We start from the raw sequence: 24,963 nt of genomic DNA, 5'->3' as shown, positions 1-24,963 counted from the left end.
CTGAAAACAATGATTATTGCAGGTAAAGCCTATGACGAAAGCACAACTTCAACAACTTGCAGCGGCTTTGCCTAAAGCTGAACTGCATCTACATATCGAGGGCAGCCTGGAACCGGAGCTGATGTTCCAATTGGCTGAGCGCAATGGCATTACGCTCCCTTATGCCAGTGTAGAGGCTTTACGTCAGGCCTATCAATTTACTAATCTGCAAGAGTTTCTGGATCTTTATTATCAAGGTATGTCGGTATTGCAGACTGAGCAGGATTTTTATGACCTGACCTGGGCGTATCTGCAAAGAATTGCCGCCGATGGGGTTATTCATACAGAGATTTTTTTCGATCCCCAGGGACATTTGTCGCGCAATATCAGTTTTGAAACCCAGATTCAGGGGATCTATCGAGCCCTGTGTGATGGTGAAACGAAGTTGGGCATCAGCTTCAGATTGATCATGTCGTTCCTGCGCCATCTTTCCGAGCAAAGTGCCTTTGATACTCTGGAGCAGGCGATGCCCTGGCTGGATCGTATAGACGGTGTTGGTCTGGATTCTTCAGAACTGGGTCATCCGCCGGAAAAATTTACCCGGGTGTTTGCGCGTTGCCGTGAATTGGGTTTGCGGGTTACCGCCCATGCCGGTGAAGAGGGTCCACCTGAATATGTCTGGCAGGCACTGGACTTGTTGAAGGTACAACGTATTGATCATGGTAACCGGTCACTTGAGGATGTCACACTGATCGAGCGCTTACGTAATGATCAAGTGCCATTGACCGTCTGTCCCTTGTCTAATCTGAAGCTTTGCGTGGTGACAGAAATGTCACAACATCCTATTCTGAAATTACTGGATGCTGGCCTTTTGGTAACCATCAATTCGGATGATCCAGCTTATTTCGGCGGCTATATGATGGATAATTTTCGTGTACTGTCGGAAAATATACCGATTACAGCTGCTCAAATTGTGCAGTTGATGCGTAACAGTTTCACGGGTAGTTGGCTTTCTGAAACGGAAAAGCAGGCCTGTTTGCAGCGTCTTGAAGCGGCCGCATTGATATCTTGACCCCTGAGGTACTTGTATGAGTGACCAGCTGTTTGAATTTCTTGATGATATTGATGCGGTTAACTCCCATGCGCAGCAGCCATGTGTCTCAGTTAAGCACACTCCGAAACCTCGGTCGCTTAAACTTTTAGTAGTGGATGACGATGAAGATGTCCATTTGATGACTGAGTTGTTACTCAAGGGTCTTAACTTCGATGAGCATCAACTGCTGGTACAGCACGCCTACAACAGTCAAGAAGCGTATGACATACTGCTGCATGACCCTGATATAGCTGTGATGTTACTGGATGTAGTGATGGAATCTGAAGATGCCGGTTTGCAACTGGTACATAGGATTCGTCACAGTCTGCGGCGCTCCAAACTCAGAATTATTCTTAGAACCGGGCAGCCTGGCTATGCACCGGAGTTGGAGACGATTCAGCGTTACGACATTAACGATTACAAAACCAAAACCGAGTTGACCCGGGAGCGTTTGTACACCTGTCTGATGACCGCTGCTCGTAGTTATCGTCAGTTGGATCAACTGGAACAGCTGGCTTACGAAGACCATCTCACTGGGTTGTTAAACCGCAATGGTTTGCTGCGTGCATTGGAGATTAAGGCAGAGGGCAAGGTTGAGGACTATGCACTGGTACTGCTGGATATTGATAATTTCTCCATGATCAACGATACCTTTGGTGCTCACTATGCGGATCGTTTCCTCATCGATTTTGCCGCTATACTGCAACATCTGCCCATGACAGAGGGGGTTGCCCGTCTTGGTGCAGACCAGTTTGGGTTGATTGTCGGCAGTAGGGGGAGCCTGGTCGAGGAGATAATACGCAGTCAGCTCACCTCCCGTACCCTGGCAATTGAGGGGGTAGAAACGGCTTTGAGCTTTTGTATGGGAATAGCGCATTGCCATAAAGAGCTGGCGCCATCAGAAATGCTCGGGCACGCAACCCTGGCCCTCAAGCGAGCCAAAAAAGTGGGTATAGGGCAGGCAGTAACATTCAGTGATGCGATGATCTGTTCGTTGCGGGAACGGGTGAGTATGCTCTCTTCACTGAAGCAGGACCTGGATCGTCATCGCTTGTACCTGGTTTATCAGCCACAGATCCACCTGAAATCGGGCCAGTTGATCGGCGTAGAAGCGCTGGTACGCTGGATGGATGAGTCTGGCCAAATGATATCACCGGCCGTATTTATTGAACTGGCTGAGCAGTCCGGGCTGATTGTTAAACTGGGTGAATGGGTATTGCGCCGGGCCTTGTATGACTGTGCCGAACTCTGCCGGACACGACCCGGTTTTCGTGTAGCTGTCAATGTATCGCCGTTGCAATTTCAACAATTGGATTTTGTAGATCAAGTCAAAGCAGGTCTGCATGAACAAGGTCTGGAAGGGCAACATTTGGATCTGGAAATCACTGAATCAGTATCCATGAGCTATGCGGAAGAAACCATTGAAAAGTTCAATGCATTGCGTGCGTTGGGAGTTACTATATCGATTGATGACTTCGGCACCGGGTTTTCTTCGCTTTCCTATCTGGAAAGACTGCATGTCGACTGTTTGAAAATTGATCGTTCCTTTGTCGATAAACTGACCACGTCGACATCGGGTTACCGTATTGCGCAAACCATACTGACTCTGGGGCAGCGCCTTAATATGCGCGTATTGGCTGAAGGTATTGAAACTGATGCCCAGTTGAACGAGCTGGTAAAACTTAACTGCGATGAAGGTCAGGGGTATTTAATTGCCCGACCCATGAAAATAGACGCACTGCATGAGTGGATCGCAGTGCATGCTGAGCAGCAGAGTTTGTGAATCAGGTCGGTAATGGATGAAGCACTTTTCTCGCTATGTTCGATCACTCTTGTCCGCTGCAGCTTTACTGGTGTTTTCTCTTGGTCTTATTTTATTTTTTGCATTGTTTCTACTGCAGAAAACCAACCGTGAAAGTGAAACCGTTTCTGTCACTTTATTGCAGGAGTCACTGAATGAACAGCTGGAGCTGAATGCCGAAGCTTTGCGTGACAACCTGCTCACCTTCATGGATCAGGCAGGTCAGAGTCCTAAACTCCTGGCTGCATTACTGGGTCAAACGGCCAGACAACAGGGCCAGTTGAACCGACTGCAGGTACAGAAGCTTACCGCTGCTTCTCTAGTAGCCAATACGCTCGTCAGTTCAGCTTATGTGCATTTTGAAGCCGAGTCTTATGATGGTCTGGATAGTGTTTATGCTGGTATCAGTGAGCATAGCTCAGCTCAAGGGACTCTGGAGGTTTATTGGGTTCGCGAGTCTCAGGGCATCACCTTTTACCCGAGTCCGGATGCTGCCTTTAAATACAATGAAGCCAGGGATGCCTTCGGTCAACGTGACGCCGAGTGGTATCTATGCCCTAAAGAGCAACTGGCACCCTGTCTGACTGAACCCTACGCCTGGGAATTAAAGCCGGGTGAACTGATTGATATGATATCGCTGACCAAACCCATTATGGTCAGTGGCAAATTTGCCGGAGTTGCAGGAGTAGATCTGAATCTGGATGCCTTTCAACGCGTCGCCCTGCATCTCGTCAGCCCGGTATTTGCCGGTCAGGCCAAGCTGGTTTTACTAAGCCAACAGCAGCGAATCCTGGCCGCCTCTGATTATCCAGAGGCCCGAGGTCAATATCTTGATCAAATCAGTCCAGAGCTTGCACATTACCTGGCATCCGGCGATGAAAAAACCTATCAGTCAGGTAATGAAATCTATTTAGTCAAGCAACTGCCAGTCTCCCTGGTCAACACTGAATGGACGCTTGTATTGATGCTGCCAATGCAAAATACCTATTCCACTATGGAGGCTATGCGCTCTGATTTGATCAGCAGAAATACCCGCAACATATTATTATTGTTACTGGTGTCAGGTTTGGTTTTGTCGGTCAGTCTGGTGATTGCGTTCCGTTACGTTCGCCAGCGTGAATCTGCGTTGAGCAGAAGCCGACACCAATTGGAAACGATCTTTAATACCGCGCCTGGGCCTATGGCTGTCGCCAGTTACCAGCGAAACCGATGCAACACCACGCGTGTTAACAAGGCCTGGCTGAGAGAGTTTGGCTACACTGAATCACAGGTACTGGGCTCGAATGGTGAAGAGCTGGGGTGGTGGTGTTCTGATGCTGATCGACAGCGTGTTACCCAGCAAATTTTTGATCAGGGAGGGGTGGATCAGTTTCAAGTTTGGTTGAAGCGTGCCGATGGGTCTGTGTTCTTGGCGTCGGTATCGGGTTCAACCATTGAGTTGGGGAATGAAAAAATGTTGGTCATGGTGTATGACAACGTTACCTATACACACCATTTGCAACAACAGCAGCTTCGTTTGAATCGTGAACTGGATCAGCGGGTAAAAGAACGTACTTTAGAATTGGAGCAGGCGATTGGTGATCTGGAAATGGCTCAGCAGGAGTTGATTCAAACCGGGAAGTTAGCGGCTCTGGGTAATCTGGTTGCGGGTATTGCGCATGAACTGAATACACCGGTCGGTAATGCAGTGATGGCATCGTCACGCTTTCGTGGTGATTATGAAGCGTTGCGCTCCAAATTAGAGCAAGGGATGCGTCGATCTGATCTGATGATGTTTATTGAGCAGGGAGAACAAACTACCGATATTCTGGTTCGCAACCTGCAGCGTGCGGCGGAGTTAATTAATAGCTTTAAACAGGTGGCTGTGGATCAGGCTACATCTCAGCGTCGTCGTTGCTCGCTGAATGAGGTAGTACATAATGTCCTGCTGATGCTGCAACCTTCCATTCGTAAATCACCACATCAAGTAATTAATGATCTGCAGGAAACCATCATCATGGAAACTTATCCTGGTCCTCTGGAGCAAGTGTTGATTAACCTGATCCAGAATGCCTTGATTCATGCTTTCGAAACTCAGCCGGGAAGCATCCGTATTACAGCATCGGCCTCTGATGAGTGGGTGTGTCTGCGTGTGCGTGATGACGGTAAGGGTATGGCTGAGGCAATCCAGCAGCGTATTTTTGAGCCCTTCTTTACCACCCGTCTTGGCCAAGGCGGCAGTGGTCTGGGCTTAAGTCTGGTTCACAACATGGTTACTGGAGTATTGGGTGGTAAAATTCGCTTGATCAGCCAGCCAGGGCAGGGCAGCGAGTTTGAGCTGACGTTGCCACGTTCATCTGAATGACCTTTCATTTTGCCAATAATGCGGAAACTACATGAGCAAGACTGTTCAGACTGAATTATTGAAAAGCGAGGCACGCAAGTTGCTGATCGAATCTGAACGGCAGCCTTTGTCGACGATGCCGTTCCATATTTATCTGGCAGGCCCATCAGTGTTTTACCCGGATGTTGCCAGCTTGTCAGCACAGCTAAAAGCTGATTGCCGTAAACTGGGAATGGAACCCCTCTATCCGCTGGATAATGAAATACATCAAGAGCAGCTGACACCTGCCGAAATGGCGCAAGCTATTGCTCAGGCTAATATTGGCATGATTCAACAAGCGGATGCCATTATTGCTGATATCAGCTGTTTTCGTGGCACGGCGATGGATGTGGGTACGGCATTTGAGATCGGTATGGCAGTACAGCGAGGCATACCAGTGATCAGCTACACGGAGGCTCCCCGTCCGGATTACCTGACTAGGGTCAAGGCGGTGGATAGCGATGTTCGACAAACACAGGGAATATGGATGGATGCGGTTGGCATGATTGAAGATTTTGGCCTGCAGGAGAATCTAATGATTGCCTGCACTACTGAGTATACCGATCAGGGAGCGGCTATGGCGCTGTCTATGGTCAGAGTGTTGTTAACTGGGCCGCTTGCTGTAAAGCGGTGCTAAAAATGGCGCCTGAAAAATCAGACGCCATGTTATAACTAACCTAAACCATCCTTACCAGGCGCTTTTGAAGATTTCCTCGATTTGCGCCTGTGTTGCCTGAATCGGGTTGGTTATTCCACAGGCATCTTTAAGCGCATTTTCAGCCAGTATGGGGATGTCTTCCTGCTTGGCACCCAAATCAGCCAGTCCACGAGGAATACCCACCTGATCTTTTAGTGCCTTGATCGCCTCAATGCAGGCGCTTGCACCAGCCTGAGCTGATTCACTGGCTGCCAGTCCCATCGCCTGACCTACTTGCGCCAAACGCTCAGCCGCCACCTGACTGTTAAAGGTTTGCACATGGGGTAGCAGTACGGCGTTACACACACCGTGGGGTAAATCATAAAAACCGCCCAGTTGGTGGGCCATGGCATGTACATAACCCAGAGAAGCATTGTTGAACGCCATGCCGGCCAGGAACTGGGCATAGGCCATCTGCTCACGGGCTTGCATATCATCGCCCTGTGCCACCGCACGAGGCAGATACTGAGCTATCAGTTCGACGGCTTTCAAAGCGCAGGCATCGGTGATGGGAGTGGCGGCGATGGACACATAGGCTTCGATCGCATGGGTCAATGCATCCATCCCTGTAGCGGCGGTCAATTGACGAGGCATACCCCGCATGGTCAGTGGATCATTGACCGACAGGATGGGGGTGGTGTGCTTATCCACTATGGCCATTTTAATATGACGGGTTTCATCGGTGATAATACAAAAGCGCGTCATTTCACTGGCTGTGCCCGCGGTAGTGTTTATGGCCACCAGCGGCAATTGGGGTAGGGCAGATTTATCCACACCTTCGAAATCACGTATATTGCCACCATTGGTGGCGACCAGAGCTATGCCCTTGGCGCAGTCGTGAGGAGAGCCACCGCCCAGTGAAATTACCAGGTCGCACTGGCCTGCTTTAAGCAATGCCAGTCCAGCCTCCACGTTGGCAGTGGTCGGGTTGGGATGTACCTCAGGAAATACACTGCACTGGATACCTGTCTGCTGTAGTGAGGCTGTGACCTGATCTACCAGTCCTGCAGCGACCAAGCCTGCATCGGTGACAATCAGCGCGTGTTTGAAGCCTTTTTTCTGAATTGTTTCGATGGCTTGTGCAAGTGCGCCTTCACCCATTAGGTTCAATGAAGGAATATGGAATTCGCTGACCGCCATGGTCTATCTCCTTGTTGATAACTGATTAGTCTTAAGTGTATCAAGTTGGTTGGTGGGCGCTTTGATCAAGGTCAAATTGCAGCAGAGTAACTCTATGCACAGATTGATCGTTCGACTTGTGCACAAAAACCGGGGACAAGGCTGTGTATAACCCGTGGGGGAATTGGGCAGGCGCCTAGCAGCGGGGTGTGTAGGCTAACTGGGTAGGAAACGCACAGTAAAACGAACGCCCCTGTGAGGGACGCCCGTTAGTCACAAAAATCGATGATCAGAGCAGATCAAAACGATCGGCATTCATCACCTTGGTCCAGACCTTGACGAAATCCTGCACGAATTTTTGTTTCGAATCGTTCTGCGCATAGACTTCGGCATAGGCGCGCAGAATGGAGTTGGAACCGAATACCAAGTCCACGCGTGTGGCTGTCCACTTCACTGTTCCAGTTTTGCGTTCTACGATTTCATAGGCGTTTTTGCCGGTGGGTTTCCAGCTATAACGCATATCAGTCAGGTTGATAAAGAAATCATTGCTCAACTGCCCGACTTTGTCGGTGAACACGCCATGCTGGCTACCGCCGTGATTAGTACCTAGTACACGCATACCACCCAGGAGTACTGTCATTTCCGGTGCTGTCAGGCCCATCAACTGAGCACGATCCAGCAGCAGCTCCTCAGGACTCACGGCATAGTCTTTCTTCACCCAGTTACGGAAACCATCGTGTACCGGTTCCAGGTAGCTGAAGGACTCGACATCAGTCATTTCATCAGAGGCATCACCGCGACCTGGTGAAAAGGGTATATTAATTTCCATGCCTGCCGCTTTGGCCGCCTGTTCGATACCGACATTGCCCGCCAGCACGATGACATCCGCTACACTGGCACTACTTTCGGCAGCAATGCCTTCCAGTACAGCAAGCACTTTGGCTAGACGCTCTGGTTCATTGCCTTCCCAGTCTTTCTGAGGTGCCAGACGAATACGTGCACCGTTGGCACCACCACGCATATCAGAGCCACGAAAAGTGCGGGCACTGTCCCAGGCGGTTGTGACCATGTCAGCGATACTCAGACTGCTGGCCGCAATTTTTGCTTTCACCGCAGTGACATCATAATTGTTGTTGCCGGCGGGAATAGGGTCCTGCCAGATCAGGTCTTCCTGTGGTACTTCCGGGCCGAAATAGCGGTTTTTCGGCCCCATGTCGCGGTGAGTCAATTTAAACCAGGCACGTGCAAATACCTCACTGAAATACGTGGGATCCTGGTAGAAACGCTCAGAAATTTTGCGGTATTCAGGGTCCATCTTCATGGCCATATCAGCATCGGTCATGATTGGGTTGTGGCGGATAGATGGGTCTTCTACATCGACCGGTTTATCTTCTTCCTTGATATTAACTGGCTCCCACTGCCAGGCACCTGCCGGGCTTTTTTTCAGTTCCCAATCGTAGCCCAACAGCAGATAAAAATAGCCGTTGTCCCACTGGGTTGGGTGGGTTGTCCAGGCACCTTCAAGGCCGCTGGTGACCGTATCACGGCCAACGCCACGCGAGGTTTTGTTATTCCAGCCTAAACCTTGCTCATCAACATCAGCCGCTTCAGGCTCAGCACCGAGTAAGTTAGCATCACCATTGCCGTGGCATTTGCCTACAGTATGTCCCCCAGCGGTCAGGGCGACAGTTTCTTCATCGTCCATGGCCATGCGGGCAAAGGTTTCACGAACATCCTGAGCTGTTCTCAGCGGGTCAGGGTTGCCATCAACCCCTTCCGGATTAACATAGATCAGGCCCATCATTACCGCAGCTAGTGGGTTTTCCAGATCACGCTCACCGGAATAGCGGCTTTTTTCATTATCACTGGGTGCCAACCATTCTTCTTCAGCACCCCAGTAAATATCCTCTTCAGGGTGCCAGATGTCCTCGCGACCGAAGGCAAAGCCATAGGTTTTTAAGCCCATGGATTCATACGCCACGTTGCCTGCCAGAATGATCAAGTCAGCCCAACTGATTGCATTGCCATATTTTTGTTTGATCGGCCAGAGCAGCCGACGCGCCTTATCCAGGTTGGCGTTATCTGGCCAGGAGTTCAGTGGCGCAAAGCGTTGGTTGCCGGTACCGGCACCACCGCGCCCATCCGCAACACGGTAAGAACCGGCAGAATGCCAGGCCATACGAATCATCAGGCCACCGTAATGGCCCCAGTCTGATGGCCACCATTCCTGACTGTCGGTCATCAGCTTAGTCAGGTCTTTTTTCAGGGCCGCTACGTCGAGCTTTTTCAGCTCATCGCGGTAGTTAAAGCTCTGTCCCAGCGGATTGGTCTTGGTATCATGCTGGTGCAGAATATTCAGGTTCAGCGCATTCGGCCACCAGGCCATATTGGTTTTGCCACTGGTGGAGTTGGCGCCATGCATTACAGGGCATTTGCCAAACGAACCGGCGTTATTGTTTTCCATATCTCTCTCCTGTTTCATGACTTGTACGCTGTGTAACAGCCTTCTTTAGTAAGGACATTTACACTTCACCAACAGAATAGATGAAAATTTAGCCTTTCGCCTTATTTATGCAATTTCATTTATTCACCATGCTGATAGTTTTTATTTATCATTAGTGGTGCAGTTTTTCCTTTGTTGTTCGATATACACTATCAAGGTGCGACAGCATGGCACGTTCAGCTGCATCGGGATCTCCGCGTTTCAACGCATCAACGATATAACAATGCTCATGGTAACTGCGCTCAATTGAGCCCGCTTCAACCATGACCTGGCGCCGTATACTGAGTCCGTAAGAGTAGAGTTCTTCAGAATAGCGGAGCAGGATTTCATTTCCGGCATACTCGGAAATAATTTTGTGAAAACTTTTGTCAGAGAGCTGGAAGTGGACTGGTGAGTCAAAGAGTTTGCTTTGGGCTTCCAGTAACCGTTCTAACTTGAGAATGCCTTCTGCATCAATCCTCATTGCGGCGTTTCGGGCAATGGCGCGCTCAACCAATATCCGGCTTTCAAACACACTGTCGATATCAAATTGATTGACGATGTGATCTATACCGTCCATGTAAGTACTACGAAAGCGGGCGAGACTTTCATCGCTGGCGCAGATGCGTGTTTTGCTACCCTGTGCGACAGTGATCAGACCGTAGGCTGTTATTTGAGATAAAGCCCCACGCACTGTTTCACGACTCACACCAAAGAGTTGAGCCAGCTCGCGCTCGCTGGGTAATACATCACCGTCTCGCAGCAAGCCGGTCAGAATCATTTCAATCAGTTTGTCTGACAGGATGTCTTTTTTGGTTTTATTTTTGAGTGTTTTCTCAAAGGCAAAGGCCAGATTTTCCATTCGATTTCCTCATCTGGGAGTCCATTGTTCTGTGCAATCTCTGTGGCTTGATAGCTCGTCTGCGCAGAGCGATACAGACTGTATCTATTGGTATGTATGATAGACCAGTTGCTGAGATTTATCCACAATATAAACGTAGGATTGCGCTTATATCCACTTATTGTGCTGTTTTTTGCTTGACAATCCCGCGTTTCACTATCTAGACTTCGCTAAAGTGGTCTGCTAGACATACCACTAGACCAGTGGTGTTATTACACAAATTTAACAACAATAAGGATAAAACCATGATTAAGAAGTTTCTGTCACTTTCTGTGCTTGGACTCGCCTTAACTGCAACTCAGGTTCAAGCAGATAAAATCGTTTTTGCAATTGGCGGCTCACCCCAGAGTTTACAAGGGCAAACGGCACAGGAGTTCACCCGACGCCTTCAAGAGCGTCTAGGTGATGGTGTTGAGGTGGAGTACTACGACAGTGGACAGCTGGGCGATGAACGTCAGTTAGTTCAACGTCTCAGGATGGGTACCGTGGATCTGGCGGCAATCTCATCCATCATGTCTTCTATTGCCCCTGAATTTGCATTATTTGATCTGCCTTTTCTAGTCAAAAATCGCGATCACCTGAAACGCATTGACAGTGAAATAGTCATGACTGATTTGGCTGCTAATGCTGCAGAACAAGGTTTGAAAATTGTATCAACCTGGGAAAACGGTTTTCGGCATATTACCAATAACAATCACCCGATTGTGACACCCTCAGATATGGAAGGCATGCGTATCCGAACCCCACAAAGCGAGTGGCGTACCAGTATGTTCAGTGCGTGGGGTGCTAATCCGACGCCCATGGCATTTTCTGAAGTATTTGTCGGCTTGCAGACGGGCGTCATTGATGGCCAGGAAAATCCTCTGACAAATATATACGGCGCACGTTTTCAGGAGGTGCAGAACTACTTGTCTTTATCCAGCCATGTTTATAGTCCTATCTGGCTGACGGCTGGAACGGGGCGCTGGGATAGCCTTTCTGATGAGGTGAAACAAGCCATCGTCGATGTCGCGGCTGAAACCCAGGACTGGGCATTGGTACGCGGCGCTGAGCTGGATGAAGAATTGTTGGTGCAGATGAAAAACTCAGGCATGGAAGTGAATGAGGTCGACCGCGAAGCATTTGTAGAAGCGAGTAAATCAATCTACCAAACATTTGCCAGTCAAGTGCCAGGTGGTGAGCAGTTGGTTGAGCGTAGTCTGACATTGGCAAATGATTAATTAATCTTGCTGTCTTTGGGTGGCAAAGGCTACCCAAAGACACTCTTGACGAGAGTTGTTTCCCATGTGGATGATCAATATCACTCGATTTTGGGTCGAGAAACTGCTTGAAATATTTACTGTTTGTTTGCTTATTGGACTCACCAGCATCGTGTTGGCTGCCGTTCTCTTCAGAGCATTTGACAGTTCACTGATCTGGTACGACGAAGTGGCTTCGGTTGGGCTGGCCTGGCTGACGTTTTATGGCGCTAATCTCGCCGCGCTTAAACGTGCCCATATGGGCTTTCCTGGCATTATCAGTCATTCACCGCTCCCTATACGTATTCCCTTGTTTATTTTTTCGGAGCTGATCGTGATTAGCTTCTTTGCCCTGGTGGCCTACTACGGTTATCAGGTGATGGAAATTCTGGCTTGGGATGCTCTGGTGTCGCTGCCATCCGTCAGCCTGACATTAACCCAGTCGGCTGTACCCATAAGCGCCTCGCTATTTATCCTCTGCGAACTACTGAGTCTTCCTGGTGCCTGGAAAAAGATGTGTGCCGGAGTTGATACAGAGCATGAAGCAATTGAAGAGGCTATTCGTCTGGCTGAAGAAGAGCTCAAGGAGGCCAAAGCATGATTCTCTTGGTTGTGATTGCGGCACTGTTTGCACTGGTGTTGATTAATGTGCCTATAGCGGTGGCTATTGGTGTCGTTGGGGGCGTCGGTGTGTACCTGAATATGGGGGAGCAGCACCTGATGAATATTCCCCTGACATTATTTAATGGGGCCACCAATTTTCCGTTGATAGCCATACCCTTGTTTATTTTCGCTGGTGCGTTGATGAATACCTCTGGTATTTCAACTCGCCTGATTAATCTGGTTTCAGCCTTGATTGGCTTTGTTCGCGGTGGTCTGGCGATGGTCAATGTCGGTGTGTCGATGTTCTTCGCTGAAATTTCAGGTTCAGCTGTCGCCGATGTGGCCGCTACCGGTTCAGTGTTGATTCCTGAAATGAAACGCAAGAAATACAACCCGAACTTTTCCGCTGCGATTACCTCATCATCAGCCTCTCTGGCAGTGATAATTCCGCCGTCCCTGTCAATGATCATCTATGGGGCTTTGGCAGAGGTATCGGTTGTTCAGCTCTTTGTGGCCGGCATTATACCTGGCATTCTGGGTGGCTTTGGCTTGGCCTGTTTCTGCTATTACTACGCCGTGAAATATGACTTGCCAAGAGAAGAAGCTTTTTCATTGGGACGTGTGTGGACAACCTTCAAGGAGGCCGCTTGGGCACTGTTGTTGCCGGTCATTATCCTCGGCGGCATCTTCGGTGGGTTTGTCACGGCGACCGAAGGTGCGGGGATTGCTGTGCTGGCGGCCCTAATCATTGGCGGCGTGGTTTATCGTGAACTAAATCTGAAACTGTTGTATCGGGCCTTGACTGAAGGTGTCGTTCAAACCGCGGTGGTGATGTTGTTAGTGGCGACTTCTGCCGTGTTGGGTTTGTTCTTGACCGAAATGCAGCTGCCACAACAGCTGGCGCGTCAAATTACTACCTTCACTGATGATCCTATCGCCGTGTTAGCGCTGCTCAATATTCTGTTATTACTCCTGGGGATGTTTTTGCATGGTGCTGCCGCCATCATTCTGGTGGTCCCTATTGTCATGCCTTTGGTTTATCAAGTGGGAATAGATCCGATTCACTTCGGCATCATCCTGACATTGAATCTGGCCATAGGTCAGCAAACCCCTCCAGTGGCCTCGGTTCTGGCAACCGCTTGTTCTATCGCAAAAACAGATATGTGGCAAACCACCCGCGTCAACCTGCCGATGATTGGTGTGCTGTTCATCATCCTGGTGCTGGTGACGTATATCCCGGCGATACCCATGTCCCTGGTTAATATTTTCTACTCTACAGGAGGTTGATAATGCGCTCTGAAAAACCTGTGATTGCCCTGACGCTGGGTGATCCTTCCGGGATAGGTCCCGAACTGATTGCACGTCTGGTTTCTGAACCTGAGTGTTTTACAGAAGTACATGCGGTGTTGATCGGTGACCGCTGGGTGTGGCAAGAGGGTCAACGCGTTGCGGGTGTGCAGCATGATTTGCCTGAGGTGAGTTGTTTTGTGGAAGCACGTCTGCACCAGGGAGCCGTGTTTTTGCCAGTCGATACCCTCCAGCCAACGGCAAGCCAGTATGCGGTTGAAAGTGCCGCGGGAGGGGCTTCTGTACTGAATCTACTGACGCAGTGTATGGATGCGGCGCAGGCTGGTGATGTCGATGCTATCTGCTTTGCCCCTCTGAATAAGCTGGCGATGAAAATGGGTGGTTTGAAGCATGAAGATGAACTGCATTTTTTTGCCGAACATCTGGGAGTGAATAGCTACTTTTGTGAGTTCAATACCCTGGGGCATTTATGGACCTCGCGTATCTCATCACATATACCGCTCAAAGATGCCGCCGAGTATGTCACTCAGGAGCGGATTATTCAGGCTAGTCAGCTAATTCATGACTCCTTGAAACTGGCAGGGTTTGATCAGCCACGCATTGCTGTAGCGGCATTCAATCCGCATGGAGGAGAAGGCGGTACCTGTGGTCGTGAAGAGATCGATATTATTCAGCCAGCCGTTGTCGCATGTCAGGCGGCCGGATATCCAGTTCAAGGTCCTTTCCCGGCCGATACCATTTTCCTCAAGGCACGTGACGGTGAGTTTGATGCGATTGTGACGATGTACCACGACCAGGGGCAGATCGCGATCAAGCTGATGGGTTTTAAGCAGGGTGTCACCGTACAGGGTGGGCTGCCTATTCCCATAACCACGCCAGCCCATGGAACCGCCTTTGATATTGCCGGGCAGGGCAAGGCTGATGTTGGACCCACACGCAACGCCTTTCTCATTGCCTGCCGCATGGGTGGCAACCTCCGCAGGCAGCGCATTAACCGTTAATGACAAGTTATTACCAATGTATGTGTAAGCGTCTCTTTTTATCAGGAATAAGATAATGAAAATTACCAATGTTCGTACCCGTGTTTTTGAATGGAAAGGCCACACCGTGCCACCCACAGCTAATTTTTGCTCCAATGCCATGGATGAGCTCTGGGATAAGAGTGATTCAATGGGTACTTTCCGTTTTCATGGCTGGACCACGGTCGAGATAGAAACCGATACCGGCCTAGTCGGGTTGGGTAATGTTGCCTTGGCGCCACGTATTGCCAAGGCAATCATCGACCAGTATCTGACGCCGCTGATTTTGAATCAGGACCCCTTCGATTATGAATATTTGTGGCAGCGCATGTACCGATCTACACATGCCTGGGGGCGCAAAGGAATTGGTATGGCGGCCATTTCCGGTGTGGATATCGCCATCTGGGATATTCTGGGTAAAGCGACTGGCAAGCCTGTGTTCAAACTGCTGGGAGGGCGCACCAAGGACAAAATTCCCTGTTACGCCTCCAAGCTGTATCGCACTGACCTGAACGAGATGCAGCGCGAAGCGCAGTCTTATCTGGATCAGGGTTTCAAAGCGATGAAAATGCGTTTTGGTTATGGTCCCAAAGATGGCCCAGAAGGGATGCGCAAGAACCTTGACAGTGTTGCCGCGGTTCGTGAGGTGATAGGTGAAGATATTGATCTGATGCTTGAGTGCTATATGGGTTGGAATCTGGAGTATGCCAAACGGATGCTGCCTCGCCTTGAGACCTATCAGCCACGTTGGTTGGAAGAGCCTGTATTGGCGGATGATATTGATGGTTATGTGGAGCTGAACCAATTGACCAGCATTCCGATCTCCGGTGGAGAGCATGAATTTACCCACTATGGCTTCAAACAATTACTGGAGAAACGGGCTATCTCTGTGGTGCAGTATGATACCAACCGCGTGGGAGGGATTACGGCGGCTCGCAAGATCAATGCGATTGCTGAAGCCTACAGTGTACCGGTGATCCCACATGCGGGGCAGATGCATAACTACCACCTGACCATGGCCACTCTGGCATCACCCATGTCTGAATACTTCCCAGTGCACGATGTCGAGATTGGCAATGAGTTGTTCTACTACCTGTTCGAAGGGGACCCGGAACCTGTTAATGGCTTCATTGATCTGGATGATAACAAGCCAGGTCTGGGATTGAGTCTGAATACACGCTACTTCGACCAGTTCAACATCATCGAGTGAGGTGACAGATGCGAGTTATACAATATGTTGTCGCTGATCAGCTGTGTGTCGGCCTGGTACAGGACCATGACTGGATACTTCCAGTTATGGCTGAGGGCGGTGTTTATGCTTTGGCGCAGGAGGCAATCACTCACTCCCGATCACTGCGTGAGTTGATTAGTGAACGGATGACTGATGAGCGCATCGCTTATCAATTGTTAATTGACGAAAAGCGTTTATTACCACCCATCACACATCCCGATCCTGCACACTGTCTGGTGACGGGGACAGGGCTGACGCATCTGGGCAGTGCCGATACCCGGTCTGCAATGCATGCCAAAGTAACGGCTGATGCGGCAGAGCTCACTGATTCTATGCGGATGTTCAAACTGGGTGTCGAACAGGGTAAACCACCCGCCGGTCAAGTCGGTGCGCAGCCAGAATGGTTTTACAAAGGTGACGGCTCCTCAATCGTAGCACCTGAACAACCCTTGCAAGCACCTTGCTTTGCTGAGGATGCAGGTGAGGAGCCGGAACTCGCTGGACTCTATATCAATGGACCGGATGGCACACCCTGGCGTGTTGGCTATGCGATGGGTAATGAGTTTTCGGACCATGTGACGGAACGGTTCAATTACCTCTGGCTGGCGCATTCCAAACTGCGTGTTTGCAGTCTGGGCCCCGAGCTGTTGCTAGGTGAATTGCCTGAACACCTGGAAGGGGTGAGTCGTATCCGCCGCAACCATTCAGTGATCTGGGAGAAGTCGTTTCTGACCGGTGAAGTCAATATGGCGCATACCCTGGCCAATTTAGAGCAGCATCATTTCAAGTATGCACAGTTCAGGCGTCCAGGAGATCTGCATGTGCATTTCTTCGGCACGGCTACCTTGAGTTTTGCGGATGGCATTAAGGCTCAGGCCGGTGATGTGTTCGAAATCGAATTAAATCAGTTCGGAAGACCGCTGCGTAACCCGCTGCAGTTTGAGAACGAACAGCCTGTACTGGCAATCGCTGACCTGGCATGAAAGGAGATAACATAATGATACTGGAAGGTAAGTTACTGATTGGTCAGTCTGCTGTCAGAGGCACTGAGGCGGCTGTTCATGGCGTTAATCCCGCAAAAAATCAGCTACTGGAGCCGGACTATCCGGGCGCATCCCAAGCTGATATTGAGCGAGCCTGTCAGCTCGCCAGTGATGCTTTTGATGGCTTTCGGATAACCTCGCCACTGCAGCGAGCCGAGTTGCTTGAGGCTATTGCGAGCGAAATAGAGGCGATTGGCCAGCCGTTGATTGAGCGGGCGCAGCTGGAGTCCGGTTTGCCCGAAGCGCGCTTGATCGGTGAGCGGGGCCGAACCTGTAATCAACTGCGGTTGTTTGCGGGACTGTTACGAAGCGGGGCCTGGCAGGAGCTGCGTATTGATCCAGCCCTGCCGTCACGCACACCCCTGCCCAGAAGTGATCTGCGTTATCAGCTAATGCCACTCGGTCCCGTAGCTGTGTTCGGGGCCAGTAATTTTCCTTTGGCCTTTTCTGTGGCTGGCGGAGATACGGCTTCAGCCTTGGCCGCAGGATGTCCGGTGGTGGTGAAGGGACATCCGGCACATCCTGGCACCTCTGAATGGGTCGGGCGGGCCATTCAGCGCGCCGTGGCGAGCTGTGGGCTGGAAGACGGGGTGTTTTCACTGTTGTTTGGTGAGGGCAATGCACTGGGTCAGGCTTTGGTAGCCGATCCCAGGATTAAGGCGGTCGGTTTTACCGGATCGCGCGGTGGTGGTATGGCGCTGATGCAGATCGCTCAGTCTCGTCCTGAGCCTATCCCGGTGTATGCTGAAATGAGCAGTATCAATCCCGTTATTTTATTTAACGGCGCACTACAGCAGGATGAGGGGGTGACACAAGGATTTGTTACCTCGCTGACCCTGGGCGCCGGTCAGTTTTGTACCAATCCTGGTTTGCTGCTGGCGGTTGAAGGCGCTGAACTGAATCAATTTCTGAGTCAGGCCGGTGAGCTACTCAGCACTCAAGTCGCACAAACCATGTTGACGCCAGGTATCCATAGTGCTTATGAACAGGGCGTGGCTGTGCTGGCGGCACACCCGGCTGTTACCACACTGGCACGAGGGTGCTCCACAACAGGACCGAACCAGTGTCAGCCAGGATTATTCCAGGTTCAGGCAGATGCCTTTATACAAAACCCGCTGTTACATAACGAAGTGTTTGGTGCTGCGTGTTTGGTGGTTTCATGTCGTGACTATGCCCAGTTGAAACAGGTTCTGGAGCAGCTTGAAGGGCAATTAACCGCAACACTTTTCATGGATGAGAGTGACCTGCCAAGGGCCAAAGAGATATTTCCCCTACTGGAGCGTAAGGCCGGCCGAATTCTTGCCAATAGTTGGCCAACCGGCGTGGAAGTAACACATGCTATGGTCCATGGTGGGCCTTTTCCTGCAACATCAGATAGTCGATCTACGTCAGTGGGGAGCAGTGCTATTCGCCGTTTTCAGCGGCCCGTTTGTTATCAGGATATTCCTGACGCCCTGCTTCCGGATAGTTTGAAAGACAGCAACCCTTATGCAATGAAACCTGTGATAGATGGGGCGCATTAGCCCCATTGCTGTTCTTAGTAACGCATAGACGCTTCTCTGGCTGTTACTCAAGCATTACTGCTAAAATTCGCGCTTTTATTAGCTTGAATTCATAACTAAGAGAATCGCATTCCCATGACCCCTCAGCCTGTGCATTACCCTTGGTACAAAAAGGAAGATACTGACGCCTTCTTCGCCCTGTTTCAGAACAACATTGCCAACTTCGTGATTATTGCGATCTCCATGTTGGGTATGGGGTTTTCTGCATCAATCGTGTTTGGCCAGGTATTGCCGGGTGCGGCGGTCGCGGTGATGGTGGGTAATTTTTACTATGCCTGGAGTGCCGCACGTCTGGCGCGTAAGGAAAATCGTGCCGATGTCACGGCACTGTCTTACGGCATCAGCACTCCTGTTATGTTCGTCTTTCTGTTTGGGGTGTTGTTACCGGCAAAGACCCTGACCGGAGATGAGGTCATGGCGTGGAAAATTGCCGTGGCGGCCTGCTTCATTAGTGGGCTGATTGAGGTGTGCATCAGTGTAATTGGCCGCTGGATTCAGACACATTTACCTCGTGCGGCGATGCTGGGTGCAGTTGCCGGGGTGGCTTTGACCTTTATTGCTGGTGAAATGCTGTTCAAAACGCTGGAAATCCCGGTGATTGGTCTGCTGGTACTGGCGATCATCATCGTCGGCTTGGTTGCCAGAGTGTCAATGCCGTTTCGTATTCCGGCATCATTGTTTGCCATTATCGTCGGTACGGCGTTGGCTTATTTGATTGGTGCGGCTGATACAGCCAAGTTCAGTGACGCTTTCACCCATCTGGGGTTCTATCCGCTGTTGCCGGGAATGGCCTGGTTTGAAGGTCTGGGTTTGCTGTTCACCAGTATGCTGGCGATCCTTACCGTGGTGCTGCCGATTACCCTGTACAATGCCATCGAGACAATGAACAACGTCGAAGCCATGGAAGCGGCGGGTGACAAGTATGATGTACGTGAGTGTCAGGCCGTAGATGGCGTTGGCACCATGCTGGGTGCGGTATTTGGTGGCGTGTTCCCGACCACCGTTTACATAGCTACCGTGGGCTCCAAGTGGATGGGAGCTGGCCGTGGCTACAGTATTCTCAATGGTGTGGTCTATGGCATAGCAACCATGTTTGGTTTGATTGCCGCCTTAGCGGCGATTATTCCGGTATCGGTAGTGGCGCCGATTCTGGTGTTTGTCGGCATGTCGATGATTGCCACCGCATTTCAAAGCAATGAGACACGCTACTATCCGGCGATTGCCTTGGCGATGCTGCCTTACTTTGCCAACTATGTCATGACCCGTTTTAACCGTGGGGCCGGTGATGTGGTCGATAATATCTCCAGTGCCATTGTGGTGTTGGGGCAGGGCGCGATGTTTACGGCGATTCTGCTAGGGGCGATGACAGTTTCAGTGATTGACCACAAATTCCGTCAAGCGGCTATCTTTGCCTTGGTCGCAGCAGCCTGCTCGTTTGTGGGGCTGATGCATGCACCGGAACTGTCATTCAATGCTTCACCGGATTTCAGCCTGGGTTACCTGGTGATGGCGGCCTTCTTTGGCTGGTTTGCATTTAAGTCAGCGAAACTGTGATTAGCTCCAACCCTGTATTTCATCGGTAAATAGCAGTACTACACACTGCGTTTGCGTGTTCAGTGGTTGAGCGTTGGTAACGAGATTTGCAACATTGTTGATAGCATGGCCGGGCCGGACAAACCAACTATTATCAATGATATTGAATAGGGCTTGGGTTTAATACATTAATGATATCTCCACTAACATTAGATTATTCTAATGTGTTATTATGCTATTTAATAACCTTTAAAGTGGAGATGTCTAATGAAGACAAGTAACTATGCTGCATTGATTTTAGCTGCAAGCCTGTTGGCGCCTATTGCTGTTCAGGCAGACGATCACAGTGTTGAGAAAGCCTTAATCATGGTCAATAGTGGATCACTTCAGACTCAAGGTATGGCTATGGTGTTGGGTAATGCCATGCAGGGACAGGGAGCGCAAGTTGATGTGTTGCTCTGTGACGAAGCCGGGAATCTTGCCTTACAGGACACCGTCAGTGAAGCGTTAAAGCCAAACAACGTGACACCTGAACAACTGATGTTAAAACTGCAACAGGGTGGTGCAAGCGTGAGTGTGTGTGCCTTGTATTTGCCTAACAGTAGCAATGACAGGGATGCACTGCGTGAAGGCGTTGACGTTGCCGCGCCACCAGCGATTGCTGAAAAAATGTTGGCTACGGATACACGTGTATTCAGTTTCTGATTATTGTTGCATACTTGCATGGCAAAGACGAAAGCCAGGCTCAAGTGCTTTACGGTTCTGGTTGTGCCTAAGACATTCAGAACAGATTAATCGGAATTTTCAGGTAGATTTGGCCATTGTCTTCGGCGGGTGGCATCTCACCCGCGCGCATGTTGATCTGCACCGATGGCAGAATCAGGGCTGGCATGTCGAGTGTCGCATCCCGTTCGGTGCGCATGTGCACAAATTCGGCTTCACTGATGCCTTCATGTACATGAATGTTGTTTTTGCGCTGTTCGGCAACGCTGGTTTCATGGACATATTCTTCACGCCCTGGTGCCTTGTAGTCATGGCATAGAAATACACGCGTTTCGGCCGGTAAGCTCAGCACTTTCTGAATAGATTGATACAGGGTTTTCGCATCACCACCAGGGAAGTCACAGCGTGCAGTTCCGTAGTCAGGCATGAACAAGGTGTCGCCGACAAATACGGCATCGCCAATCACATAGCTCAGACAGGCTGGTGTGTGTCCCGGTGTATGGAGTATGTAACCCTGCAAATTTCCGATGGCGAAGTGATCACCTTCTTTAAACAACTGGTCAAATTGACTGCCATCACGAGCAAACTCTGTGCCGGCATTGAAGGCCTTTCCAAAAGTGTCTTGTACCACGGTAATCATGGCACCTATAGCGGTTTTACCACCCAGTGCATCATGCAGGTAAGGTGCAGCAGATAAGTGATCTGCATGCACGTGAGTTTCTAAAATCCACTCAACCTGCAGCTTCTCAGTCTTCACGTAAGCGATGATTTCGTTGGCAGAGTAAACGTCTGTACGCCCACTGGCATAATCGAAATCCAGCACTGAATCGATAATGGCGCAGGCATTGGATGTAGGATCCTGCACCACGTAACTGAAAGTATTGGTCGGTTCGTCAAAAAAGGCTTTAACCTTTGGGATGTTTGACGTATCTATTCGAGTATCGACTAAATTATTCATGTTTTAACTCCTAAGCATTAATAGTAACGGCTGAAAAAACCCTCACTTTTGATGCTAAGTGAGAGTTTTAGATCAGCCACTAATAGCTAAGTATATGTTTCAAAGCTGCTTGGTGCAGAAGTAGAAATCAACACACTCGTATTCACCGGAATTGACTCGCTCATCAGCACCAGCGGCTGTTGCAGAAGGCGGTACAATAACGCGGTCACCTGGTTGCCAACCTTCTGGTGTAGCAACTTTATGCTCGTCGCTGGTTTGTAGCGCGTCAAGCAGGCGCAGGAATTCCGGTATGGAGCGACCATTGCTCATGGGGTAGTAAACCATGGCACGCAGAATACCGTTAGGATCAATCATAAACGTTGCTCGCACGGCCGAGGTATCCGCGGCTCCAGGATGAATCATACCGTAGGCGCGTGCCACATCCATTTTCAAGTCGGCAATGATCGGGAAGGGAATCTCAACGCCGAACTTCTCTTTAATATTACGTATCCAAGCGATGTGCGAGTGATGACTGTCGATAGACAGGCCCAGTAGTTCGCAGTTGCGCTTGTTGAACTCAGGGGCCATTTTGGCAAAGGCCATAAACTCCGTGGTGCAGACTGGGGTAAAGTCAGCCGGGTGTGAGAAGAGCACCAGCCACTTGCCCTTGTAGTCGTCCAGGCACTTCATGCCATCGGTTGTGGGGGCATTAAACTCGGGTGCTCGCTGGTTTAAGCCTGGCAATCCAACAGCTGTATTTTCAATGTTTTCCATAGTTAAATCCTCGGTTATTTGCTTTAGACAAGTCTAATATAACAGTCAAATAACTAAATGGAATATGTTTATATCTATTGTTGCGATAGCTGTTTTTTATTGCATCGACGCAATAACAACAGACTTGTGGCGAAGCAAGCGGTTGCTTAAGCGAAGTAGTGCAGCAAATGTGAGTAACTGAATCGCTGCCAGCAGGGTAATTCCCAGCCAATAAAGTGGACTAAATGCGGTGACAATCCCACTTTTTACCCAAACTAGATGCCACCAGAACATACCCATTACAAACACTGCTACACCGGGGCAGATTAATCCAAAACTGACAGGATTGCGTTGATCACCGTGAAGATGTGCTTTGAGATAGCCGTTAAGTTTCATGACCCTGAAGCCCAGCAGCATGATGCCCAACTGAAGCATGAAGATTGCAGTCAGTACAACAAACAACTTCCCCTGTTCAATTGAAGTACCAAAGTGATGACTTAAGCCGTGTTGTATCCGCACCCATTCAATACCAAGCAAAGTCATGATAGGAACCATCATCCAGATGCTAGGGGTCGCCTGTGGCTGTAAACCATGTTGTAGCATGGCTTGTAAGCCGGATATTAGCACTAGTAGGCCGGTGACAAGCGTTACCATCAGAAACAGTATAGATAGTGTGCCTGCCAGTGCCGCAAGAACTTGTGAGTGAGACATGGCTGCAGGTGCCGCAAAGCCCACTGACAACATAGAAAAAGTAAAAACTGCGATCAACGGCGACAGGTGATTGTGTTCTTCACTACGGTAGCCACCATTAACTAACATTCGGCTCAGGTAGCGACCATATAGTTTTAGGGACCAAATGCCTATAGCTGAAAACGCCAGTATTGCTAGTGGGAACAGATACTCCACAATTGTCCATAGGTTTGGTACTAATAAGGCACCAAGCGCAAAGCAAACATTGACGGTCATTGCTAGTGTAAGTGGTTGAGTCATGAGTTGAACTTCATTTGGAGACCCTAGCAGTTTCATGTATGCCTCCGTGGTGCGGGCAGCACTGAGTTCACGAAAGTTCCAGACCAACAGTACGAAATGTAGTAATGCTAATAGCATCATTAACAGAGTAGCCAAAATCGCTACGGGTCGCACTCCAATAGGTAGTGGTACATGGCCTGTCAGCACTACCTCAAGATGCTGCCAAGTCGGCATGGGGAAGTTTGTATGTGGCACCAGCCACATCAGATACATGAAAAAAGATATTGAGAGTCCGCCTGCGCCCAGGGAAGCAAGCCAATAACTAGGGTGCCAGGGTTGCTCTGGATCGCGTCTTAACATCGGCGGCCTCCTTGCTTATGAGGTTGGTATAGAACGTTCTAGGGTATGAGTAAATGTTTAGCGAAATTATTCTGTCGTCTGTACGAGCTGCTTTATAGCACTATCAGGATCAGTTTCCTGTGTAACCACTACACGGATGCCTTTGCGGGCGAGGCGCGCTGATAAACCTTTTCCTACTTCCGCCGTAAGCAGAATGTTCATATTATCCAGTGGGTGAGGTGCATTTGAATCACTGTCGTGAAATGACTCATCCTTGCTGAGCTCAAGCAATGATTTATCCACTACCCGACTCTCCTCAAGCGTATAGATCCAAAACTTACGACAGCGGCCCGCATGCCCAGTAACGGTCTTGCGGTTTTGACTGGTAACGGCAATTTTCATTTTAAGCGCTCATTTGCTATTTGTTGCGATAAATCTAATATATCAGATTTATTGTTAAATGGAATAAGCTTATAGCAATAGAGTGGGCGTTGTTTTGTGGCGGTGTTGAAAAGAAATGACTGTGGCTTTTCAGTATTCAGCTGTTTTCTGAATCAGCAGTTGAGGCGCTAACATTGGTTGGAACGCTTAATAAGTGCTTCAGGGCGTTTTGTCTTCCTGTGAGCGTAAGAGTGCTTTGGCCGGGGTCACGATTCGCAGGGTAAAGAAAGTCAGTACACTCAGAATCAGCGCAATTTCGAGTCGTCCGGTGGCGACTGATATACCGATTGCGCCTGTTAGCCACAGGCTAGCCGCTGTTGCTGTACCGGAAACGAAGCTTTCACCTTGGACTACATTTTTGAGGATGGCACCCCCGCCAATAAATCCTATACCGGTAATAATACCTTCCATAACACGTGCTTCGGCATCTGTTGAGCTTAGCACCTGAAGTCCGACCAGCATGTAGCCGCATGCAGCAACAGCTACCAGAGGAAAGGTGCGCAGGCCCGCCGTGCGTTCATGCTTTTCGCGGTCCCAACCAATTGGCAGAGCAAGGATATAAGCGAACAATAAATCGCGGATATGCAGTATGACAATGTTCCAATCAATATCAGGTATCAAGCTCATATAACTATACCAACGGATTTAAAAATGCATCGCGGAAAATGAAAGAGCCTCGTTGATTCCAGGTTCAACTTAAGGTTAGCACCTGCTGATTAATTTAACCTGTGGCAGGCAGTGATACAAGCCAGAACTCTGTTCGGTGCCGCGCAGACAGGTGGTCGTCTATGCGAGAGACTTCATGGTACATGCTAGTGGAAGCTGATTAG

General features: G+C 49.7%; 21 protein-coding genes. 13 read left to right on the top strand and 8 right to left on the bottom strand.

Going from position 1 to position 24,963, the window contains the following annotated elements; genetic code table 11:
* Window positions 1-31: 31 nt before the first annotated feature.
* Genes F5I99_RS14145 through F5I99_RS14130 form a run of 4 tightly spaced genes read left to right on the top strand, consistent with a single transcriptional unit; the run spans window position 32 to window position 5,872 of the window.
* On the top strand, window positions 32-1,051 hold the full coding sequence (locus tag F5I99_RS14145; protein WP_151057073.1) for an adenosine deaminase: 1,020 nt from the start codon (window positions 32-34) through the stop codon (window positions 1,049-1,051).
* A 16-nt stretch (window positions 1,052-1,067) separates the two neighbouring features.
* A complete protein-coding gene (locus F5I99_RS14140; protein ID WP_151057071.1) occupies window positions 1,068-2,855 on the top strand; it encodes a putative bifunctional diguanylate cyclase/phosphodiesterase in 1,788 nt (595 codons plus the stop codon).
* A 16-nt stretch (window positions 2,856-2,871) separates the two neighbouring features.
* The gene (locus tag F5I99_RS14135; protein ID WP_151057069.1) at window positions 2,872-5,217 is read left to right on the top strand and encodes an ATP-binding protein; all 2,346 of its coding nucleotides are present in this window, start codon (window positions 2,872-2,874) and stop codon (window positions 5,215-5,217) included.
* 31 nt (window positions 5,218-5,248) lie between these two features.
* Window positions 5,249-5,872 carry a nucleoside 2-deoxyribosyltransferase gene (locus tag F5I99_RS14130; protein ID WP_151057067.1) on the top strand — a complete coding sequence of 208 codons (624 nt, stop codon included), beginning with the start codon at window positions 5,249-5,251 and terminating at the stop codon, window positions 5,870-5,872.
* Window positions 5,873-5,923: 51 nt separating this feature from the next.
* On the opposite strand, the gene yiaY is transcribed toward F5I99_RS14130, so the two are convergent.
* From yiaY to F5I99_RS19855, 3 genes are all read right to left on the bottom strand, one after another.
* Window positions 5,924-7,072 carry an L-threonine dehydrogenase gene (gene yiaY, locus F5I99_RS14125; protein WP_151057065.1) on the bottom strand — a complete coding sequence of 383 codons (1,149 nt, stop codon included), beginning with the start codon at window positions 7,070-7,072 and terminating at the stop codon, window positions 5,924-5,926.
* A gap of 268 nt (window positions 7,073-7,340) precedes the next feature.
* Window positions 7,341-9,515, bottom strand: a complete 2,175-nt coding sequence (gene katG, locus F5I99_RS14120) for a catalase/peroxidase HPI (protein WP_151057063.1) — start codon at window positions 9,513-9,515, stop codon at window positions 7,341-7,343.
* Between the two features lie 151 nt (window positions 9,516-9,666).
* Window positions 9,667-10,395 carry a FadR/GntR family transcriptional regulator gene (locus F5I99_RS19855; protein WP_151057061.1) on the bottom strand — a complete coding sequence of 243 codons (729 nt, stop codon included), beginning with the start codon at window positions 10,393-10,395 and terminating at the stop codon, window positions 9,667-9,669.
* A 284-nt stretch (window positions 10,396-10,679) separates the two neighbouring features.
* Here F5I99_RS19855 and F5I99_RS14110 point away from each other — a divergent pair, with 284 nt between their 5' ends.
* From F5I99_RS14110 to F5I99_RS14070, 9 genes are all read left to right on the top strand, one after another.
* Window positions 10,680-11,654: a TRAP transporter substrate-binding protein gene (locus tag F5I99_RS14110; RefSeq protein ID WP_151057059.1), complete on the top strand. Its 975-nt coding sequence runs from the start codon at window positions 10,680-10,682 to the stop codon at window positions 11,652-11,654.
* 64 nt (window positions 11,655-11,718) lie between these two features.
* A complete protein-coding gene (locus F5I99_RS14105) occupies window positions 11,719-12,273 on the top strand; it encodes a TRAP transporter small permease (protein ID WP_225307423.1) in 555 nt (184 codons plus the stop codon).
* Window positions 12,270-13,562: a TRAP transporter large permease gene (locus tag F5I99_RS14100; RefSeq protein ID WP_151057057.1), complete on the top strand. Its 1,293-nt coding sequence runs from the start codon at window positions 12,270-12,272 to the stop codon at window positions 13,560-13,562. The genes F5I99_RS14105 and F5I99_RS14100 overlap by 4 nt, the downstream gene beginning before the upstream one ends.
* 2 nt (window positions 13,563-13,564) lie before the next feature.
* On the top strand, window positions 13,565-14,584 hold the full coding sequence (locus F5I99_RS14095) for a 4-hydroxythreonine-4-phosphate dehydrogenase PdxA (RefSeq protein ID WP_151057055.1): 1,020 nt from the start codon (window positions 13,565-13,567) through the stop codon (window positions 14,582-14,584).
* 55 nt (window positions 14,585-14,639) lie between these two features.
* Window positions 14,640-15,812, top strand: a complete 1,173-nt coding sequence (locus F5I99_RS14090; protein WP_151057053.1) for an L-rhamnonate dehydratase — start codon at window positions 14,640-14,642, stop codon at window positions 15,810-15,812.
* Window positions 15,813-15,820: 8 nt separating this feature from the next.
* Window positions 15,821-16,816 carry an AraD1 family protein gene (gene araD1, locus F5I99_RS14085; RefSeq protein WP_151057051.1) on the top strand — a complete coding sequence of 332 codons (996 nt, stop codon included), beginning with the start codon at window positions 15,821-15,823 and terminating at the stop codon, window positions 16,814-16,816.
* A 14-nt stretch (window positions 16,817-16,830) separates the two neighbouring features.
* Window positions 16,831-18,399, top strand: a complete 1,569-nt coding sequence (locus F5I99_RS14080; protein ID WP_151057050.1) for an aldehyde dehydrogenase (NADP(+)) — start codon at window positions 16,831-16,833, stop codon at window positions 18,397-18,399.
* A 114-nt stretch (window positions 18,400-18,513) separates the two neighbouring features.
* Complete coding sequence (locus tag F5I99_RS14075; protein WP_151057048.1) at window positions 18,514-19,992, top strand: solute carrier family 23 protein; 1,479 nt, start codon at window positions 18,514-18,516, stop codon at window positions 19,990-19,992.
* Between the two features lie 246 nt (window positions 19,993-20,238).
* Complete coding sequence (locus tag F5I99_RS14070; protein WP_151057046.1) at window positions 20,239-20,676, top strand: hypothetical protein; 438 nt, start codon at window positions 20,239-20,241, stop codon at window positions 20,674-20,676.
* 76 nt (window positions 20,677-20,752) lie between these two features.
* Here F5I99_RS14070 and F5I99_RS14065 read toward each other — a convergent pair whose 3' ends face one another.
* The 5 genes from F5I99_RS14065 to F5I99_RS14045 all read right to left on the bottom strand — a co-directional run bounded on the left by F5I99_RS14065 (window position 20,753) and on the right by F5I99_RS14045 (window position 24,760).
* Complete coding sequence (locus F5I99_RS14065; RefSeq protein WP_151057044.1) at window positions 20,753-21,652, bottom strand: MBL fold metallo-hydrolase; 900 nt, start codon at window positions 21,650-21,652, stop codon at window positions 20,753-20,755.
* A gap of 99 nt (window positions 21,653-21,751) precedes the next feature.
* Window positions 21,752-22,405 carry a peroxiredoxin gene (locus tag F5I99_RS14060; protein ID WP_151057042.1) on the bottom strand — a complete coding sequence of 218 codons (654 nt, stop codon included), beginning with the start codon at window positions 22,403-22,405 and terminating at the stop codon, window positions 21,752-21,754.
* A 96-nt stretch (window positions 22,406-22,501) separates the two neighbouring features.
* Window positions 22,502-23,713 (bottom strand): TsoY family (seleno)protein, encoded by a 1,212-nt coding sequence (locus tag F5I99_RS14055; RefSeq protein WP_151057040.1) that lies wholly within the window; start codon window positions 23,711-23,713, stop codon window positions 22,502-22,504.
* A 66-nt stretch (window positions 23,714-23,779) separates the two neighbouring features.
* Window positions 23,780-24,094: a NifB/NifX family molybdenum-iron cluster-binding protein gene (locus F5I99_RS14050; RefSeq protein WP_151057038.1), complete on the bottom strand. Its 315-nt coding sequence runs from the start codon at window positions 24,092-24,094 to the stop codon at window positions 23,780-23,782.
* A gap of 198 nt (window positions 24,095-24,292) precedes the next feature.
* Complete coding sequence (locus F5I99_RS14045) at window positions 24,293-24,760, bottom strand: MgtC/SapB family protein (RefSeq protein ID WP_151057036.1); 468 nt, start codon at window positions 24,758-24,760, stop codon at window positions 24,293-24,295.
* Window positions 24,761-24,963 lie beyond the last annotated feature (203 nt).

The organism is Nitrincola iocasae, from assembly GCF_008727795.1.
In the GTDB taxonomy this organism is placed as follows: Bacteria; Pseudomonadota; Gammaproteobacteria; order Pseudomonadales; family Balneatricaceae; genus Nitrincola; species Nitrincola iocasae.
The sequence above is the reverse complement of the archived record's forward strand: the minus strand, read 5'-3'. Positions and strand labels throughout refer to the sequence as shown.